Origin of the sequence: Streptomyces sp. NPDC012835 (assembly GCF_042900885.1) — a bacterium.
In the GTDB taxonomy this organism is placed as follows: domain Bacteria; phylum Actinomycetota; class Actinomycetes; order Streptomycetales; family Streptomycetaceae; genus Streptomyces.
Genome location: NZ_JBIBBW010000002.1, coordinates 1,013,924 through 1,030,750, shown reverse-complemented (window position 1 = coordinate 1,030,750; position 16,827 = coordinate 1,013,924). Strand labels below are relative to the sequence as shown.

Genomic DNA, 16,827 nt, shown 5'->3' with positions numbered 1-16,827 from the left:
AGGGAGCGCGCGCATGAAGCTGCTGCGAGTCGGTACGGCGGGGGCGGAACGCCCGGCGCTGCTGGACGAGGACGGTACGACCCTCCGCGACCTCTCGGCGCTGGTCACCGACATCGACGGCGCCCTCCTCGCCGATCCGGCGGCCCTCGGCCGGATCAGGGACGCCGCCGCCTCCGGCGGACTGCCGGTCCTCGACGGCGGCGGCGCGGCCGGTTCGCGGATCGGGCCGCCGCTCGCCCGGATCGGGAAGATCGTCTGCATCGGGCTGAACTACCACGACCACGCGGCGGAGACCGGGGCGTCGATTCCCGCCGAGCCGATCATCTTCTTCAAGGCACCCGACACAGTGGTCGGACCTGATGACACGGTCCTCGTGCCGAGGGGCAGCCGCAAGACCGACTGGGAGGTCGAACTCGCGGTCGTCATCGGCCGCACCGCGCGCTATCTGGACACCGCCGAGGACGGCCTCGCGCATGTCGCCGGATACGCCGTCTCGCACGACGTCTCCGAGCGCGAGTTCCAGATCGAGCGCGGCGGTACGTGGGACAAGGGCAAGAACTGCGAGACGTTCAACCCGCTGGGCCCCTGGTTGGTCACCGCCGACGAGGTGCCGGACCCGCAGGCCCTGCGGCTCAGCCTCCGCGTCAACGGCGAGACCAAGCAGGACGGGACGACCGCCGAGCAGATCTTCGGGGTGGGGGAGGTCGTGCGTTACGTCAGCCGGTTCATGACGCTCTACCCGGGCGATGTCATCAACACCGGCACCCCGGCGGGCGTGGCGATGGGCCACCCGGAGCCCAAGCCGTATCTGCGGGCGGGGGACGTGGTGGAGCTGGAGATCGAGGGGCTGGGGCGGCAGCGCCAGGTGCTGAAGGACGCCTAGCGCCGCCCGCCCCCGCCTCACCTCTCCGTCTCCGTACTCCTGCTTCTCTTTGCTCCCGCCTCTGCTCGGCTCTTTCATCCCTCAGCCGTGCGGCCCCTCACCCGTGCAGTCGCTCCAGCGCCTCCACCACCAGCGCGTGGTCCGCCGCCTGCGGCAGGCCGGACACCGTGGCCGCGCCGATGATCCCCACGCCCTCGACGGCGATCGGGAACGAGCCCCCGTGGGCCGCGTAGAGGTTCGGGTCGAGCCGGGAGGACTCTTCGAAGGTGGTGCCCTTGGCGCGGAAGCGGGCGCCGACGAGGAGCGAGGCAGCGCCGTACCGTTCCACGACCCGGCGCTTGCGGTCGATCCACGCGTCGTTGTCCGCCGTCGAGCCCGGCAGGGCGCAGTGGAACAGCTGCTGGGTGCCCTTGCGGATGTCGATGGCCACCGGGGCGTGTCGTCCGCGCGCGAGCCCGACCAGCAGGGAGCCCAGCGCCCACGCGTCGTCGTGGGTGAAGTGGCTGAGGACCAACCGGGCCTCCTGCGCTTCGAGTTCGGCCACCCCGGGCAGTTCGGTGCTCATGACTGGACCTCCGCGTCGATCGTGCTCATGAATGGGCCGCCACGTCGATCAGGCTCATGACCGGACCTCCAGGTCGATCGTGACGCCCTCGCGCGCCGAGCGCCGGGCCGCCTCCAGTACGTCGAGTGCCGCCGCTGCCTGACGCGCCGTCACCGGCGGTTCGGTGGAGTCGCGCAGGGCGGCGGCGATGCCCGCGTAATACGCCGGGTAGTCGCCCGGCTCGGTCTCGACGGGGTGGCCGCCGCCCGTCAGCGGGGACTGGCCCGCGCCGATCCGGCCCCACAGCGACTCGGGTTCCAGGCCCCAACCCGGTTCCGCGCCGGGGCGCTTGCCCTCGCGCAGGGCCGCCTCCTGCGGGTCGAGGCCGTACTTCACGTAACCGGCCTTCGAGCCCAGCACCCGGAAGCGCGGCCCCAGTTGGGCGGTGGTGGCACTGGCGTACAGATGGGAGCGGACGCCGTTCGCGTGGGTGATCGCGAGGAACGTGTCGTCGTCGGCCTCGGCGCCCTGGCGGCGTACATCGGCCTCCGCGTACACCCGCACCGCCGGCCCGAACAGCATCAGCGCCTGGTCGACCACATGGCTGCCGAGGTCGTACAGCAGGCCGCCGATCTCCTCCGGCGCACCCGACTCCCGCCAGCCGCCCTTGAGTTGGGGGCGCCACCGCTCGAAGCGGGACTCGAAGCGCTGGACCTCGCCCAGTTCTCCGGCGCGGATCAGCCGGGCGAGGGTGAGGAAGTCGTTGTCCCAGCGGCGGTTCTGGAACACGGAGAGCAGCAGCCCGCGCTCCTCCGCCAGCGCCGCCAGTCCGCGCGCCTCGGCCGCGGTGCCCGCGAGAGGCTTGTCCACGACGACGGGGAGCCCGGCCTTGAGAGCGGCCGTCGCGATCGGGACGTGCGTCTTGTTGGGCGAGGCGATGACGATCAGGTCGAGCGGATCAAGCGGATCAAGCGGTTCGAGCGGTTCGAGCGCTTCGACCGGATCAAGCGGTTCGAGTGCGGAGTTCGCGTCCGCGCTCCGGCCGGGGTCCGTGCCCTCGCCGTGCCCGGAGTCCGTGCCCCCGCCCTGGCTCGCCCGCCCCCACAGGGCGTCGGGCGACGCTTCGAACCGTACGCCGGGGAACTCGGCCCGCGCCTGGGCCCGGCGCTCCGGGCTGGAGGTGACGATCGTGTCGAGCACGAGCCCGTCGGTGGCCGCGATCAGCGGGGCGTGGAAGACGGAGCCCGCGAGGCCGTAACCCACGAGTCCGACGCGCAGAGGGGCATCAGGGCCCGTGCCGGTTCCGGTACCAGTCATGGGCACCACTTAAGCAACGGTGTTGCCAAAGTGCAAGCAGCAGGGACAATGCGAAGGTGAACGAGGTGACAGGCATGTACGGACGTGACGGGGGCGGCGGGCCCGGGGGCGAGGCGGCCGGCGCGGCCGGGGGCGGGGCCTGGGCCGGCAGCGGCGCGGGCGCCAACCTGCCGGTGCTGCGCGGCCACAACGCCGCTCTCGTGCTCGACCTGCTGCGTACGGCCGGGGAGGGCGGCATCAGCCGGCTGGAACTCGCCGACCGCACCGGGCTCACCCCGCAGGCGGTCAGCAAGATCACCGCGAGGCTGCGCGCGGAGGGGCTGGCGGCGGAGGCCGGGCGCCGCGCGTCCACGGGAGGGAAGCCCAGGACCGTACTGCGGCTGGTGCCGTCCGCCGCGTACGCCGTGGGGCTGCACCTGGAGCGCGATGAGCTGGTCGCGGTCCTGGTGGATCTGGCCGGTGCGCCCGTCGCGGTACGGAGCGCGCCGCTCGACCTCGGCGCGGGCACGGAGCACGTCGTCGCGGCGGTGGCACGGGCGGTGGACGCGGTACGCGCCGAACACGCGCGGGCGGGCGGCGCGGGTACGGGCGCGGGTACGGGTACGGGCACGGGTGTGGTGACCGGTACGGGGAGGGGGACAGGCGCGACTGCCGGTTCAGGTGCCGGGTCCGGTGTCGGTTCAGGTGGTGGGACCGGGGCGTTGCTCGGGGTCGGCGTCGCCATGCCCGGCCCGCTCGACCACGCCTCCGGCGTCCTCGGGCGTGTCACCGGCTTTCCGCAGTGGGACGGCTGCCCCCTGCGCGACATCCTCGCCGACCGGCTCCGGCTGCCCGTTGTGCTCGACAAGGACACCAACGCCGCCGCACTCGGACTCGCCCTGCGCGGACCGGGCGACTCCTTCGCGTATCTGCACCTCGGGACGGGCCTGGGCGCCGGGCTCGTGCTCGGCGGCGCGCTGTACCGGGGGGAACGCACCGGCGCGGGTGAGTTCGGGCACCAGGTCATTCAGCTCGACCCGCCCGCCCCCGCCCCTGCCGACGCGCGTGACGCGTCCGGTGCGGCCGGTGCGCCGCCCGTGTGCGACTGCGGCAATCGCGGCTGTATCGAGGCGCTCTGTCTGGCGGCCGTCGGCCGGGGCGATCCGGGCGGGGCGGCGCGCGTGCTCGGGGCGGGGGCGGCGAACCTCGTCGGGCTTCTCGACATCGACCGCGTGCTGCTCGGCGGCCGTACGATCGCCGCGCACCAGGAGCGTTTCGTACGGGGCGTGGGCGCCGCCGTCGCCGCACGCGCCCCGGGCGGTACGGCCGTTCCGGTGAGCGCGGCCGGAGGGGGCCCGCACCCGGTGGCGGAGGGCGCGGCGCAGCTCGTGCTGGCGCCGATCTTCGGGCGTCGGCGGGGCGGGGGAGGCGTGGGCCTCGGCTGATGGGGTGCATTTGTTGGTGCGTTTATGCGACGTATCGGCGCGGTGGGCCGCGAAGAGAACGGTGGGCCGAGGGCCTGTGACAGCGTCGAGGGCCGGGCAGCCGCAGTCAGGCATCCGCGTCCCGACCGCCTCGCGATCCGCAAAGGCCACGTCCCCCATGCAACTTCGCCCGCGTCACGCCCTGGTCGTCGCAGCCACCGCCGCCACGGCGCTCGCGCCGTTCGTGCTCGTGGTCCACGAGCGGGCGGCGGTCGCGGCCGAGGCCGGGCAAACGGCGGGACGAGAGGGCCGCCCCGACGCGCCACGGCCTCGCTGCGGCCGGCAGACCGACCGCGACTTCCCGATCCGGGCCCGTATCCACGACGGCCCCGCGTCCTATCGGCCGGGCGGCCCGCCCGGTGCGTTCTCCGTCGACCTGACGAACGCCACGGGCGCCACCTGCCACGACATCCATCCGGTCCTGGTCCTGGCCGACCGGGACCGTACGCTCTCGGCCTCCGACGTCACGCTGGAGACCGCCGATCCCCGGGGACGCTGGCGAACGCTGTCGCTGGAACGGACCGACGAGGACGAGATCATCGGCGTCCTCGACGACGGTTCCCCGGGGTACGACGTACCGGCGGGCCGGACCGTCACGGTGCGGGCCCGCCTCGGTTTCGGCGCGGACACGAGCCCGAACGAGGTCGCGGTCAGCGCGGCCACCGTGCAGCGGCGGGGCGCCGCCGGTGACTGGGTCGGCGCGTCGGACGCGTACCTCTTCACCGTGGGGGAGGGCGGTACGGAAACCGGCAGCGGCCCTGTCCCCACCTCTGCCCCCGCTCCCGCTCCCACCCCGCCCTCCGCCTCCGCCGCCCTCTCCGTCCCCATCCCCACTCCCGCTCCCGCCCCCACCCCCGCTCCCGAACTCGCCGCCTCCGGCCTCTCCCGGGGCGCCCTCCTCGGGCGGGCCGTCGCCGCGGTCGCGCTCCTCACCGCCGGGCTGGCCCTGTTCATCGGCGCACGCCAACTCCGCGACTGAACCGGGCCCGTGGCCGACGGGCCCCCGCGACCGGGCCGTCCTCGCGCCTGACCCGCCACCGTGCCCGTACCGTCCGCGCCGCGCCCTGGTTAGGCTGGGCGTGTCGGACAGTGCATTATTGGCCACCGCAGAGCGGAGAACAGTCCAGTGGCAGAGCGCAAGCCGATCGAGTCCTGGCTCACCGACATGGACGGCGTCCTCATCCATGAGGGTGTCCCGATCCCCGGCGCCGCCGAATTCCTCAAGCGACTGCGGGAGTCGGGCAAGCCCTTCCTCGTCCTGACCAACAACTCGATCTACACCCCGCGCGACCTCCAGGCCCGGCTGTCCAGGATGGGGCTGGACGTGCCGGTCGACAACATCTGGACGTCCGCGCTCGCCACCGCCAAGTTCCTGGAGGACCAGCGCCCGAACGGCACGGCGTACGTCATCGGCGAGGCCGGGCTGACCACCGCGCTGCACGACATCGGCTACATCCTCACCGACCACGAGCCGGACTACGTGGTGCTGGGCGAGACCCGTACGTACAGCTTCGAGGCGCTGACCAGGGCGATCCGGCTGATCAACGGCGGCGCGCGGTTCATCTGCACCAACCCCGACGAGACCGGCCCCTCCACCGAGGGCCCGCTGCCCGCCACCGGGGCCGTCGCCGCGCTGATCACGAAGGCGACCGGCAGGGACCCGTATTTCGCGGGCAAGCCGAACCCGCTGATGATGCGCACCGGGCTCAACGCCATCGGCGCCCACTCCGAGACCAGCGCGATGATCGGCGACCGGATGGACACCGACGTGCTGGCCGGTCTGGAGGCGGGGATGGAGACCTTCCTCGTGCTCACCGGCGTCACCACACACGCCGAGGTGGACCGCCACCCCTTCCGCCCGTCCTGGGTCGTTGACTCGATCGCCGATCTGATTGATCGCGTCTGAGAGCGTCGCAGCACGTCAGCGGGGTGTACGGCGGAGCGACTCGCCGGTAACCGCGCGCTCCGGATGCGAAAACCGCCCGCGCGGGTGAGTCTCGGTCCAGGAGGTCAACGATGCGCTCTGCTCTGCTCGCTCTCCGTGCCGCGGGTGCGGTCACCGTCCTGGTGGCCGTACCCGTCCTGGGCACCACCGCCGCTCAAGCCAAGGACTCCGTACGAGTCACCGTCAACCCGTCCACCGCCGGTCCGGGGGGTGAGGTCGAGGTCCAGGTTGAGGGGTGCAAGGGACACTCGGCCGTGGCCAAGTCCCGGGTCTTCGCCTCGAACGCCGATCTCGCGCGCCGCGCGTTCGGCGAGGAGTACAACCAGGACCAGGCCGAGACGGCCAGGAACCCCGACTACGCCGTACCGCTGCGCGGCCACGTCAAGATCAAGCAGTCCGCCACCGCCGGACGGTACGAGATCAACGTCAGCTGCGACGGCCGCGACCACGCCTCGTCCGGGAGCATCGAGATCGTCCACGACGGACGGTCCGACGGCGGCCGGGACGGAGCCGGGGACCGCGACCGGGGCCGGGACCACACGCGCGGCGACCACGAACGCCGTGATCACGACAGGACCCCGTACGCACCGGTCAGGGCCGGTGGCGGCGGTACGGCGACCCACCTCGCCGCCTCCGACTCCTCCTCCGGCGCCGTGAAGACGAACACGGACGCGGAGGCGGACGCGGACGCCAAGGCCGAGGCCGCGAGCAGCGGACCCGGCACCCAGCACGCGGTCATCGGCCTGGTGCTGGCCGGAGTGGCGGCGGTCGCCGTGGCCTTCAGGAGCGTGCGGCGGCAGCGTACGGCCTCGCGCGACGCGGACTGACCGTGTCCGTCAGGGACCGCGTCAAGGGAATCACCGGCATCGCGGGTATCACGGGTATCACGGGTATCAAGGGCGCCAGGAACATCAGGGGTACGAGGGGCACCAGGGGTGCCACCGAGTCGGCGGGCCCCACCGGTCCCGCTGATCCCACCGATGCCGGTGGTCCCGCCGCTCCTGCCGGTCCCGCCGGTCCTGCTGGTCCCTGGAGTGCACCGGGCCGCGCCGGCCGGGGAAGGCTGCTGACCGGCGTGGCCTGGGCCGTGCTCCTGCTCGGGCTCTGGATGTGGGGCCGGGGCGTCGGCGACGGCCTCGGCGGACGGTCCGCGCCCACCACGGGCGACGTGGCGGCGGTGGGCCGTCCGCCCGGAGTGCGGCTGCCGCCCGCCCGGGACCCCTTGAACGACGCCCCGGGCGATGCGCGACGCGGGGCGGGGAGTGGTTCCGGGCACGCCCCGGTGGCGGCGGCGCCCCCGGCGGTCCAGCCCCCGAAGCGGGTCGAGATCCCGTCCCTCGGCATCGCCGCGCCCATCATGGCGCGCGGCCTCGACGCCGACGGCGCGGTCGATCCGCCACCGTACGACTTGCCCGACACGGTCGGCTGGTACGACGGCGGCGTCCAACCGGGCGCGGTGGGCGCGGCCCTCCTGGTCGGACATGTGGACACCGAGAAGCAAGCCGCCGTCTTCTACGGGCTGAGCGCCGCCAAGCCCGGCGCCAAGGTCGCGGTGACCAGGGCGGACGGGCGGATCGCCGAGTTCACGATCGACGACGTGAGGGTCGTGCCCCGGGACCGCTTCGACGCGAAGAAGGTCTACGGCCCACGCGAGAAGAACCGCGCGGAACTGCGGCTGATCACCTGCGGGGGGACGTTCGACACCAAGGAGCACGCCTACACGGCGAACGTGGTGGTGTCCGCGTATCTGACCGGCGTGCAGGAGCCGCAGAGGGCGGCCGGTCGGCAGGGCTGATCCCCCCCGGCCCGAAGCTGCCGAAAACGGCCGCTGACGGCCGAGGCGCGTGACGGCCGGGCCCGGTATGCCACGATGGGCGACCGGGCCCGCCGGGCCTGGCCCGGAACGCCAAGTGACCACGCGGGGAGACCTCATGAGCCCGTCCGCTCCGAACCGGAGCCCCCAGGCGCACCTCACGGCCGGCGACCTCACCGCCCTGGTGGAACGGGCCGGCCGGCTCATGGCCCGCCCCGGCCGCACCGTCCTCGGAATCGTCGGCGCCCCGGCCGCCGGCAAGAGCACCCTGGCCGCCCTCCTCACCCGCGAACTGGGCCCGCGCGCAGCCCTGTTGCCCATGGACGGCTACCACCTGGCCAACTCCGTACTCGAAGCCCTCGGCCGCCGCGACCGCAAGGGCGCCCCCGATACCTTCGACGCCTCGGGATACGCCGCGTTGCTGCGCCGTCTGCGCGACACCGACACCGGCCCCGGCGCGGACGCGGGCACGGAGACCGTCTACGCGCCGCGCTTCCACCGTGAGATCGAGGAGTCCATCGCGGGCGAGATCGCGATCGGCCCGGAGGTACGCCTCGTCATCACCGAAGGGAACTACCTCCTGCTGCCGCAGGGCCCCTGGGCCCGGATACGGCCGCTGCTGGACGAGTCCTGGTACGTGGAACCGGACGAGCCGCTGCGCCTGCGACGCCTCGTCGCCCGGCACATCGAGTTCGGCAAGTCCCCCCGGGCCGCCCACGTCTGGGCACACGGCACCGACCAGCGCAACGCCGAGACGATCGCGAGCACCCGCCCCCATGCCGACCTGGTCGTACGGCTGACCGAGAACGACGGCGCCCCCGCCGCGAGGTGACTCCCGCCCCTGGCGTCCCGGGTCAGCTCTGCCCGGGAAGCAGTCCCCTGAGATGGCCGGTGGCCGCGGTGAGGAATGCCTCCCGGGCCCTCTTGTACTCATACCAGTCCGGGTTCCCACCGCCCTCTTTGTGCAGCCCCGACACCTGCTCCACCAACACCCGGGCCTCCTTGACCGGACCGACCCCCTCAAGATCGATCACGTTGAACGCGCTCCGGGTACGGAGATACGCCGCGTCGACGGCAGCCACGGCCGCGAGGTCGTCCGGAGCGCCGTCCGACGCCCTGAACCGGCCGTCGGCGCGGTGCCAGGCGACTTGGGACTCGGCGTCCACGGCGGAGAGGAAATCGGCGAAGGCGTCGCGGCGGGCGAGGTAGAGCGGGATCACAGACGCGTCGTGCATGGTCGTACTCCGTCCGGTCGGGTCGAGCAGCGTGACGACGCTACCGGCCGCGAGCCTTGATCACGCGCGGTCCGCTCGGAGTGCTCAGCAGTCCGTGCCGGACACTCCGGGATCCGCGTACCGCACGGAACGGCGCGGCGCGACGTGCGCCGGCCACCGCCCCCTCGTCCCCTTCCTCGCCGTTCCCCGTCGGGCCGCACGCCGCGTCGGGGGCGCAGGCCAGCTGAGGCGAACACGTATGGAATGCCGGGTTGCACTCCGGATTGCACACGGGCTTGCCGCCCACGGCGGTGTGCGGAAAGGCTCGCTCCAGTTCCTCGCGCGCCGCCCGCATGGGCAGGCCGTCGTAGATGGTCCGGAGGCTCTGCGTGTGTACGTTGCCGAGATCCATCCAGCGGGCAAAAACACACGGCGACACCCGGCCGTCCGGTAATACGGCGAACTTCCCGCGTCCGCACCGGCCACAGAGCCGGCCGACCTGAGGGGAGGCTCCCTCGGCCCCGCGACCAAAGGGGCGGATGTTGTCCGTACGGACATCCCAAATGCCCAGTCCCAGCAGTTCGTGATGAGCGCCCCGCTGCCGCTGCTCCGCCAGCACATGAATGACGCTGCCGCGCATCCTGATGCCGAGTTCCCGTGCTCTGGTCACGTTGGCAAGCGTGCGCGCGTGTGACCCGCGTGCCTCCGTCACCTCGTCATGGTCGGCATCCTGATCGCTGTAGTAGCTGAAGGCCAGTCGCACGCCAGGCGTCTGGAGCGCGTTCCACACTTCGTCCCGGATGCGGGTCATGTTGCTGAACACTTCGATGTGCATGGCATACGTATGCGCGTGCCGGATGAACGCGGGCAGGCCGGGGTGCAGCGTCGGCTCTCCGCCGATGAACTGGATGTCCCGTACGCCCATGTCGTTGAGTTCATCGATCACACGGAACCAGTCCGCCTCGGTCATGTCGCCGTGGTCGCCCCGGGGCGACGAATCGGCGTAACAGTGACGGCAGTTCAGGTTGCAGAAGCCGGTGATCTCCAACCAGGCGAATTGGGGGCGGAGTGGGAGGGCACGCATCGCTGCTCCATTGAGTCAGGGGAGGGAGGAAGTGCAAGGAGGTGCGAATGCCCAGGCCGAGACCTATGTAGGGCACCCGCTGTCCGCGACCGGCGACAGGAACCCACCCGAACCGTCCGTGCGCAAAACGCACGGCTTGCCTTCTGGGGCAGTCCACGGCAGCAGGCGCATGTCAGTCTCATCGGATTGCGTCCATGCGCACGACCGTAGGAACGGGCCGGACGCGGTGGCCATGCCGTTGCACCGAATTACACGGTGATTACCCGAGAGAGTTAATGGCGTCAGTGATCAGCGCACGGGCGGCACTTCCGTGAACGGCCATGTCGGCAAGTTCCGCGAAGGCTCGGACGTACAAGGCGACTTCACCGGGGACGGTGACCGTCACATCCGCCGACAGCAGCTCGATCGAAGCTTGCTCGTCATCGAAGACCATGAACGTCTCGATCGGCCACATCGCGCGTGGTGCCGTGCGGGGGATGACTCCCAGTGACACGGAAGGCATCGACATGACCGCCAGCAGGTACCCGAGCTGTCCAGCCATGACTTCGGCGTCGCCGAAGCCGTAGTGGAGGACGTCCTCCTCGACGATGAGCGCGAACCTGTGGTCGCCCTCGCGGATCACCTGCGACCGAGCCATGCGGGCTTCCACGGGCTTCCGCGACATCGTTCGGGATCCGACGGAAGTCGGTGATGGCGGAGAGCAGCGCCGTGGCGTAGCCGTCGGTCTGAACGAGGCCAGGGATGACGTTGGAGCAGTAGCACTTGAAGTGGCGCGTCCGTTCGAAAAGCGGCACGGCCGACTCCTGGAGCCTGCGCAGTCCCGTGCGCTGCTTCCGTCGCCAGTCGACATACATCGAATCGGCGCTTCTGCTGGATGCGATCAGATCAACGGTCTGATCCTCTGCGCCGCAGGCCCGGCACCACGCTTTTATGTCGGCGTCCGACGGTGGTGTCTTCGCATTCTCGATACGCGACGCCTTGGCCGTGCTCCATCCGGCACGGGCAGCCAGCTCCCGCCCGGTCAGGCCGGCTTCCAGTCTGAGGTCCCGAAGGCGGGCGGCGACCGCGGCACGGGCTGCCTGCGCGCTTGACGAGGGTGAGGACGGCATGAGCGGGGAACCTGCGGCTCAGCGCGTCAGACCTTGTAGTCCTCGTGCGGGGTGGCGCGTTCCCAGACGGATTCAAACGCGGATGAGCAGAGGCGCGTCACAGCCAGGTCTTCCGACCACTCCTCGCCGGTGTACTGCCCGTCACCGGTGAAGTGCCCGAAGCGGACCACTTCGCCGTCGAACACCCAGCAGTCATTGCCGGGCAACGCCAGGTCGGATGCCCGTCGCCTCGGGAGCCAGCGCACCGACTCGCCCGCTGCGACGTTCATGAAGGTGCCGTCGTACTCGAACCGGATGTACTCACTGACCGGTTCGGAAACGATACGAGCCCGGCGCACCACGACACCTCGGGCAACGGTCTCAGCGATCAACGAGTGCCACGGGCGCCACCACGATTCCCGGTCGTCCGGGTCGTGCCGGTGTCCGGCCTTCCACTCGGCGTAGCGGCCGGCCTCGTTGTCCACCGCGTACGTGTCCCGCATCTCCAGATGGACAGCGGAGCGTGTGCAGCGGGCCAGCACGTCATCGAATTCGTACGCCCGCTCGTTCTGCCTCATCACACGCCTTTCTGATAGCGGTCACCATCCGCAGCGGCAGACGGACGATCGCCTCACTGTCCGGAACCGGGCCGGTCCTGAGGCACTCGACCATCCGTGCTTCATCCGGCTTCAGGCCCTGGAAGAGCATCTCTTCCACTTCGACGTCGATCCATACGGTGGGGCAGTTCTTCTCGTCCGTATCAGGATCCTTCGCGATGAACTGTAGTGCCATCTTCGTCTCCCACAGTGAGGGGTGCGCCATCCTGCGTGACGATGACGCTCGTCGGCCGGAGGTGTCAAGGGCACATGGCGGGAGCAGGGTTCGTGCGTTCAGGAGCGGCGGGTGGCCTCGCCTGCCGCTAAGGGCTGTCCCGTCATGCCCGGCGGGCGCGCGACGACAGCTACGGCACCTCGCCGCGTTGTCGTCGCGTCCGCGTACATCCAGTCCGCGGACGCTCCTCCGCCGTGCGATGCACCGCATCTGACGCCGCGCGCTGATCCACCAGGCATGACGGGACAGCCCTTAGGCCGCGTACGGGAAACGAGCGAAGCCCCTTCACCTGTGGTGAAGGGGCTTCGCTGTGCGTGCGCCGCCAGGGACTCGAACCCCGGACCCGCTGATTAAGAGTCAGCTGCTCTAACCAACTGAGCTAGCGGCGCCTGCTGACCTGGAGAACTCTACCCGATCCGATCGAGTGGCTCCGACCATTTGATGAGTGTTGCGGCCTGTCGGATTGTCTTTTCTTACATTTGACCCGTCAAAATGTGACTTGTCTGGACAGTTGGGACATTGGCCCCCGCGCAGACGCTTCGAAAGATCTTGATGAGTGTGGAGGGGATCGCATGACCGTCCCGGCCTTCGAGGACTACGAGCCCGCTCTCGACTGCCCCTGCGCGGGGTGCGCCGAGCGGCGGCGCGATCTGGCCAGAGGGCTGCCGGTGCGAGCCGGTGGCCACCCGGCCGCCCACGGCGTGCGCCGGGCGTTCGTCCTGGCGACCGCCGCCGGGGTCGCGCTGGGCGCCCCGGGTGTCGGTGCCGACCCGGCGCGGGCGGCCACCGTACCGGCGAGCCCGCTGACCGGGCCGTCCCTGCCGCGTACGGCCGAGGCGCTGCCCGCAGCCCCCGACCCGGACACCCCGCAGGGCGGCAGCGCGCCCCTTCACGGGCGCCCGCTGCCGGGGCCGGGCTCCAGCCATCCGTCGGCCGAGCCGCGCAAATCCACCCGCGCCGACGTCATCAACCGGGCCAAGCGCTGGGTGAGCGCGAAGGTGCCGTACAGCATGGAGAAGTTCTGGTCGGACGGTTACCGCCAGGACTGCTCCGGCTATGTGTCGATGGCCTGGAACCTCGGGAGCAACGAGTGGACGGGCAGCCTCGCGCAGTTCGGGGTACGGATCGACCGCGAGGAACTCCAGCCCGGCGACATCCTGCTCTTCCACAATCCGGACGACCCGAACAAGGGGTCGCACGTCACGATCTTCGGCGGCTGGACCGACTACACGCACTCCTCCTATATGGCGTACGAGCAGACCAAGCCGCACACCCGCTCCCAGGCCACGCCGATGGCGTACTGGAGCAATTCCAGCCGCTATGTCCCCTACCGCTACAAGGGGCTGGCCGACCCCGCCGACGGCAAGGGCCCGGAGCCGGGCACCGGTACGGAGACGGGTCCGGGCGGCGGCAAGCCCAGCGGCAGCGGCGCCTCCGCGACGTACCCCGGGGCGTCCTCCTTCGGCCCCGGCGCCAACAACAAGTACGTCACCCAGCTCGGCGAGATGCTGGTGGAGCGCGGCGGCCGGCGCTTCTACACCCAGGGGCCGGGGCCGCGCTGGAGCGAGGCGGACCGCCGCGCCACCGAGGCGTTCCAGCGGGCGCAGGGCTGGAGCGGCACGGACGCGGACGGGCTGCCCGGCCCGGAGACCTGGCGCTATCTGGTGAACGGGCTCGGCAGGAACATCCCCGCCGCGGGCGCCGGCGGCAGCCCCGGAGTGGGCGCGGGCGCGCAGGGCGGCAGCGGTGCGCAGGCGAGTACGGGCGTTCCCGCCTTCCCGGGCCCCGCGTACTTCCGGCCCGGCCGCGCCGGCCCGCACGTCACCGAACTGGGCAAGCGGCTCGTACGCAAGGGCTTCGGCACGTACTACTCCTCGGGTCCCGGCCCCCGCTGGACCGAGGCGGACCGGCGCAATGTCGAGGCGTTCCAGCGGGCGCAGGGCTGGCGCGGCGCCGAGGCCGACGGCTATCCCGGCCCGCAGACCTGGCGGCGACTCTTCGCATGACGGAGGCAAGGATGACCACGACGAACCCGCGACCGGACGACGACGGGCCCGATCTGAGAGGCGTGTTCGCCGTACGGCCCGAGCCGTTCCCGGGGGCCGTCGCGGGTGCGGCGCCCGGCGAGGACGGGCCCGCCCCGGAGACCGGGCCGCAGGAGCGGGCGGTCGAGCGCTCGTCGGGTCCGGGAGCCGTCGCGGGCGCCGCGGAAGAGGCGGCCGGCGCGGACGGTACGGGAGTCACGGGCCGTACGGGTCCCGCGTCCGACGCGTGGGACCCGTACGGTGCGGCGGACACGGAGCCGCGCATGGAGCCGGTCGCCGCGCCGATCCCCGAACGGGGCCCCGGCCCCGGCCCGGACCCCGCCCTCGACCCGGAGCCGCCCTTCCACTCCGAGTCCGCCTTCGAGCCGGAGCCCGCTCTCGGCCCTGCCCCGGAACCGGCCCCCGCCCCCGTCCGCCGCTCCGAACCCACCCCCGGCTCCGAACCTGCCCCCGCCTTCGACGCGGCCGTCGGCCCGGCAGGCCACGCGGCCCTCGACCCCGCACCCGCCACGCACGACGCCGACACCGGCCCCCTCGCTCCATGGGACCTGCCCGTGCCCCTGACCCTCGGCGCGGTCTCCGGCCCCGGCAACGGCTCCGGCAACGGCCTCAGCCCCGGCCCCACTTCCGCCCCCGCCCCGCGCACCGGGGGCGCCCCCACCGGAGCCGCCCCCACCGACACCGCCCGGCCGCCCCGGTGGAGCCCGCTCATCGTGGGGGAGAGCACCCACGAGATCCCCGTCCACCTCCTCTTCCGCGACGAACCCGGCCGCCCCCCGGCGCCCATGCCCACCGTGATCGGCCGCCGCTGGGGCTCGGGCGAGCAGCCCCGGGTACGGGAACGGCCGCCCGTGCCCGCTCCCGTCGTACCGGCGCGAGCCCCCGCGCCCGGTGATCCGAAGCTGGCCGAGCGGCCGGGGCCGGTGCTCCCCGGCTGGGCCGCTCTGCTCGCCGGGGGCGTGGCGTTGCTCGCGTGCGCGGCACTGGCGTGGTGGTGCGGGGTGGTACCGGACGCGGTGACCGGGGCGCTCCGGCTGCCGTCCCGCCCGTACCGGGGCGTCGGAGTCGAGGCGTGGGCGCTGCTCGCGGTCGGAGCGATGGTCGCGCTCCTCGCCTTCGGCGGGCTCGGGCGCGGCCGGGTCGGGCACGCGTGGGTGCTGACCCTCTTCGGTGACTACCGGGGGAGCGTGCGCCGTACGGGGCTGCTCTGGATGAGCCCGCTCCTGCTGCGCCGGGGAGTGGACGTACGGCTGCGGCACTGGCGCAGCGAACCGATGCCCGCCGTCGACTCGCACGGCACGGCGCTGCGCGTGGTCGTCCTGGTGGTCTGGCGGGTGCGGGACACGGTGCGCGCGGCGCTCGGGGTCCGGGACCACGAGGAGTATCTGCGGGAGCAGGTGGAGGCGGCGATGGCGCGGGTGCTCTCGCAGCTGCCCGCCGACGCCTTCCACGACGAGGCGCCGACGCTGCGTGACGCCGAGGCGGTGGGCGACGCGCTGACGCGGATGCTGTCGGCGGAGTGCCGGGCCGTCGGCGTCGACGTCTTCTCGGCCCAGCCGACGCGGATCGAGTACGCGCCGGAGATCGCCGCCGCCATACAGCGCCGCCGGATCGCGGCGATCGACGCCAAGCACCGCGACAGCGTGCTGACTTCGGTGGTGGACGCGGTGGACGACACGGTGGGGCGGCTGACCTCACGCGGGCTGGTCGAACTGGACGACTACGAGCGCAAGGCGTTGGTCAAGGACCTGACGGTCGCCTTCTACACGGGGCGGCAGGACGCCGGCGCGAGGTGGTGAACCGGGCGGTGAGCGCCGGGTGGTGAGTGCCGGGGACCGACGCGAAATGGTCTGGACCTGATCTGCTTTTGATATGGACATGGTCAAGCAGGGTCCATATCCTGAACTTGGTCTAGACCGCAGACCGTTCCGCCTGTTCCTCCCGCACGCGTGCGGTACGGCTCACCGAACTCCCCACGTTCTCTGGAGCGAAGCATGCGAAAGAAGATAAGCGCGGCCGTCGTCGGCCTCGCGATCGCCGGTGTCTCCCTGTTCGCCACGGGCAGCGCCAGTAGCCATGGCTACACCGACTCACCTCTCAGCCGGCAGAAGCTCTGTGCCAACGGCACGGTGACCAACTGCGGCAACATCCAGTGGGAGCCGCAGAGCGTCGAGGGCCCCAAGGGCTTCCCGGCCGCCGGCCCCGCGGACGGCAAGATCTGCTCGGGCGGCAACGGGCAGTTCGCGCAGCTCGACGACCAGCGCGGCGGTACGGGGTGGCCCACCACCAAGGTCACCGGCGGCCAGAGCTACAACTTCCGCTGGCAGTTCACCGCCCGGCACGCCACGACCGACTTCAAGTACTACATCACCAAGACGGGCTGGAACCCGTCCCAGCCGCTCACCCGCGCCGCGCTGGACGCGCAGCCGTTCCTGACCGTTCCGTACAACAACCAGCAGCCGCCGGCGACGCTGTCGCACTCGGGGACGCTTCCCTCCAAGTCGGGCCGGCACATGATCGTGGCCGTATGGACCATCGCGGACACGGCCAACGCGTTCTACGCCTGCTCCGACGTGCAGTTCTGACGGCCCGTCCGTGAG

Annotated in this window: 16 protein-coding genes, 1 tRNA gene and 1 pseudogene; 10 read left to right on the top strand and 8 right to left on the bottom strand. The window is 72.0% G+C overall.

The window, feature by feature from the left end; all coding sequences use genetic code 11:
- The first annotated feature begins 13 nt into the window (after positions 1 to 13).
- On the top strand, positions 14 to 883 hold the full coding sequence (locus ACFY6S_RS11965) for a fumarylacetoacetate hydrolase family protein (protein ID WP_388825239.1): 870 nt from the start codon (positions 14 to 16) through the stop codon (positions 881 to 883).
- A 97-nt stretch (positions 884 to 980) separates the two neighbouring features.
- On the opposite strand, the gene ACFY6S_RS11960 is transcribed toward ACFY6S_RS11965, so the two are convergent.
- Complete coding sequence (locus tag ACFY6S_RS11960) at positions 981 to 1,448, bottom strand: heme-degrading domain-containing protein (RefSeq protein WP_388825242.1); 468 nt, start codon at positions 1,446 to 1,448, stop codon at positions 981 to 983.
- A 54-nt stretch (positions 1,449 to 1,502) separates the two neighbouring features.
- Positions 1,503 to 2,744: a Gfo/Idh/MocA family oxidoreductase gene (locus ACFY6S_RS11955; protein ID WP_388825245.1), complete on the bottom strand. Its 1,242-nt coding sequence runs from the start codon at positions 2,742 to 2,744 to the stop codon at positions 1,503 to 1,505.
- A 74-nt stretch (positions 2,745 to 2,818) separates the two neighbouring features.
- Between ACFY6S_RS11955 and ACFY6S_RS11950 the strand changes: the two genes are divergently transcribed.
- The 6 genes from ACFY6S_RS11950 (at position 2,819) to ACFY6S_RS11925 (ending at position 8,797) form a co-directional block, all read left to right on the top strand.
- Positions 2,819 to 4,168 (top strand): ROK family protein, encoded by a 1,350-nt coding sequence (locus ACFY6S_RS11950; RefSeq protein WP_388825818.1) that lies wholly within the window; start codon positions 2,819 to 2,821, stop codon positions 4,166 to 4,168.
- Positions 4,169 to 4,325: 157 nt separating this feature from the next.
- Complete coding sequence (locus ACFY6S_RS11945) at positions 4,326 to 5,186, top strand: hypothetical protein (RefSeq protein WP_388825248.1); 861 nt, start codon at positions 4,326 to 4,328, stop codon at positions 5,184 to 5,186.
- Between the two features lie 147 nt (positions 5,187 to 5,333).
- Positions 5,334 to 6,113 carry an HAD-IIA family hydrolase gene (locus tag ACFY6S_RS11940; RefSeq protein WP_388825251.1) on the top strand — a complete coding sequence of 260 codons (780 nt, stop codon included), beginning with the start codon at positions 5,334 to 5,336 and terminating at the stop codon, positions 6,111 to 6,113.
- A 110-nt stretch (positions 6,114 to 6,223) separates the two neighbouring features.
- On the top strand, positions 6,224 to 6,979 hold the full coding sequence (locus tag ACFY6S_RS11935; RefSeq protein WP_388825253.1) for a hypothetical protein: 756 nt from the start codon (positions 6,224 to 6,226) through the stop codon (positions 6,977 to 6,979).
- 236 nt (positions 6,980 to 7,215) lie between these two features.
- Entirely contained in the window at positions 7,216 to 7,947 is a 732-nt protein-coding gene (locus ACFY6S_RS11930) for a class F sortase (protein ID WP_388825821.1), read from the top strand.
- Between the two features lie 136 nt (positions 7,948 to 8,083).
- Entirely contained in the window at positions 8,084 to 8,797 is a 714-nt protein-coding gene (locus tag ACFY6S_RS11925; RefSeq protein ID WP_388825255.1) for a nucleoside/nucleotide kinase family protein, read from the top strand.
- 22 nt (positions 8,798 to 8,819) lie between these two features.
- Here ACFY6S_RS11925 and ACFY6S_RS11920 read toward each other — a convergent pair whose 3' ends face one another.
- From ACFY6S_RS11920 to ACFY6S_RS11895, 6 genes and pseudogenes are all read right to left on the bottom strand, one after another.
- Positions 8,820 to 9,200 (bottom strand): hypothetical protein, encoded by a 381-nt coding sequence (locus tag ACFY6S_RS11920; RefSeq protein ID WP_388825259.1) that lies wholly within the window; start codon positions 9,198 to 9,200, stop codon positions 8,820 to 8,822.
- A 40-nt stretch (positions 9,201 to 9,240) separates the two neighbouring features.
- On the bottom strand, positions 9,241 to 10,227 hold the full coding sequence (locus tag ACFY6S_RS11915) for a radical SAM/SPASM domain-containing protein (RefSeq protein ID WP_388825262.1): 987 nt from the start codon (positions 10,225 to 10,227) through the stop codon (positions 9,241 to 9,243).
- Between the two features lie 295 nt (positions 10,228 to 10,522).
- Positions 10,523 to 11,372 (bottom strand): annotated as a pseudogene (locus ACFY6S_RS11910) (helix-turn-helix domain-containing protein).
- A gap of 26 nt (positions 11,373 to 11,398) precedes the next feature.
- A complete protein-coding gene (locus tag ACFY6S_RS11905) occupies positions 11,399 to 11,929 on the bottom strand; it encodes a DUF6879 family protein (protein WP_388825265.1) in 531 nt (176 codons plus the stop codon).
- Positions 11,895 to 12,143 (bottom strand): hypothetical protein, encoded by a 249-nt coding sequence (locus ACFY6S_RS11900; protein ID WP_388825268.1) that lies wholly within the window; start codon positions 12,141 to 12,143, stop codon positions 11,895 to 11,897. Before ACFY6S_RS11900 ends, ACFY6S_RS11905 begins: the two co-directional genes overlap by 35 nt.
- A gap of 354 nt (positions 12,144 to 12,497) precedes the next feature.
- A tRNA-Lys gene (locus ACFY6S_RS11895) sits at positions 12,498 to 12,571 on the bottom strand.
- Between the two features lie 183 nt (positions 12,572 to 12,754).
- Between ACFY6S_RS11895 and ACFY6S_RS11890 the strand changes: the two genes are divergently transcribed.
- The 3 genes from ACFY6S_RS11890 to ACFY6S_RS11880 all read left to right on the top strand — a co-directional run bounded on the left by ACFY6S_RS11890 (position 12,755) and on the right by ACFY6S_RS11880 (position 16,812).
- On the top strand, positions 12,755 to 14,188 hold the full coding sequence (locus ACFY6S_RS11890; protein WP_388825271.1) for a peptidoglycan-binding protein: 1,434 nt from the start codon (positions 12,755 to 12,757) through the stop codon (positions 14,186 to 14,188).
- An 11-nt stretch (positions 14,189 to 14,199) separates the two neighbouring features.
- Positions 14,200 to 16,026 (top strand): SPFH domain-containing protein, encoded by a 1,827-nt coding sequence (locus ACFY6S_RS11885; RefSeq protein ID WP_388825274.1) that lies wholly within the window; start codon positions 14,200 to 14,202, stop codon positions 16,024 to 16,026.
- A 195-nt stretch (positions 16,027 to 16,221) separates the two neighbouring features.
- A complete protein-coding gene (locus ACFY6S_RS11880; protein WP_388825277.1) occupies positions 16,222 to 16,812 on the top strand; it encodes a lytic polysaccharide monooxygenase in 591 nt (196 codons plus the stop codon).
- Positions 16,813 to 16,827 lie beyond the last annotated feature (15 nt).

What these genes read in the sequence shown, in the direction of transcription:
- ACFY6S_RS11965 (WP_388825239.1), top strand. Translation starts at nt 14, where the DNA reads ATGAAGCTGCTGCGAGTCGGTACGGCGGGGGCGGAACGCCCGGCGCTG.
- ACFY6S_RS11960 (WP_388825242.1), bottom strand. Translation starts at nt 1,448, where the DNA reads ATGAGCACCGAACTGCCCGGGGTGGCCGAACTCGAAGCGCAGGAGGCC.
- ACFY6S_RS11955 (WP_388825245.1), bottom strand. Translation starts at nt 2,744, where the DNA reads ATGACTGGTACCGGAACCGGCACGGGCCCTGATGCCCCTCTGCGCGTC.
- ACFY6S_RS11950 (WP_388825818.1), top strand. Translation starts at nt 2,819, where the DNA reads ATGTACGGACGTGACGGGGGCGGCGGGCCCGGGGGCGAGGCGGCCGGC.
- ACFY6S_RS11945 (WP_388825248.1), top strand. Translation starts at nt 4,326, where the DNA reads ATGCAACTTCGCCCGCGTCACGCCCTGGTCGTCGCAGCCACCGCCGCC.
- ACFY6S_RS11935 (WP_388825253.1), top strand. Translation starts at nt 6,224, where the DNA reads ATGCGCTCTGCTCTGCTCGCTCTCCGTGCCGCGGGTGCGGTCACCGTC.
- ACFY6S_RS11925 (WP_388825255.1), top strand. Translation starts at nt 8,084, where the DNA reads ATGAGCCCGTCCGCTCCGAACCGGAGCCCCCAGGCGCACCTCACGGCC.
- ACFY6S_RS11920 (WP_388825259.1), bottom strand. Translation starts at nt 9,200, where the DNA reads ATGCACGACGCGTCTGTGATCCCGCTCTACCTCGCCCGCCGCGACGCC.
- ACFY6S_RS11905 (WP_388825265.1), bottom strand. Translation starts at nt 11,929, where the DNA reads ATGAGGCAGAACGAGCGGGCGTACGAATTCGATGACGTGCTGGCCCGC.
- ACFY6S_RS11900 (WP_388825268.1), bottom strand. Translation starts at nt 12,143, where the DNA reads ATGGCACTACAGTTCATCGCGAAGGATCCTGATACGGACGAGAAGAAC.
- ACFY6S_RS11890 (WP_388825271.1), top strand. Translation starts at nt 12,755, where the DNA reads ATGACCGTCCCGGCCTTCGAGGACTACGAGCCCGCTCTCGACTGCCCC.
- ACFY6S_RS11885 (WP_388825274.1), top strand. Translation starts at nt 14,200, where the DNA reads ATGACCACGACGAACCCGCGACCGGACGACGACGGGCCCGATCTGAGA.
- ACFY6S_RS11880 (WP_388825277.1), top strand. Translation starts at nt 16,222, where the DNA reads ATGCGAAAGAAGATAAGCGCGGCCGTCGTCGGCCTCGCGATCGCCGGT.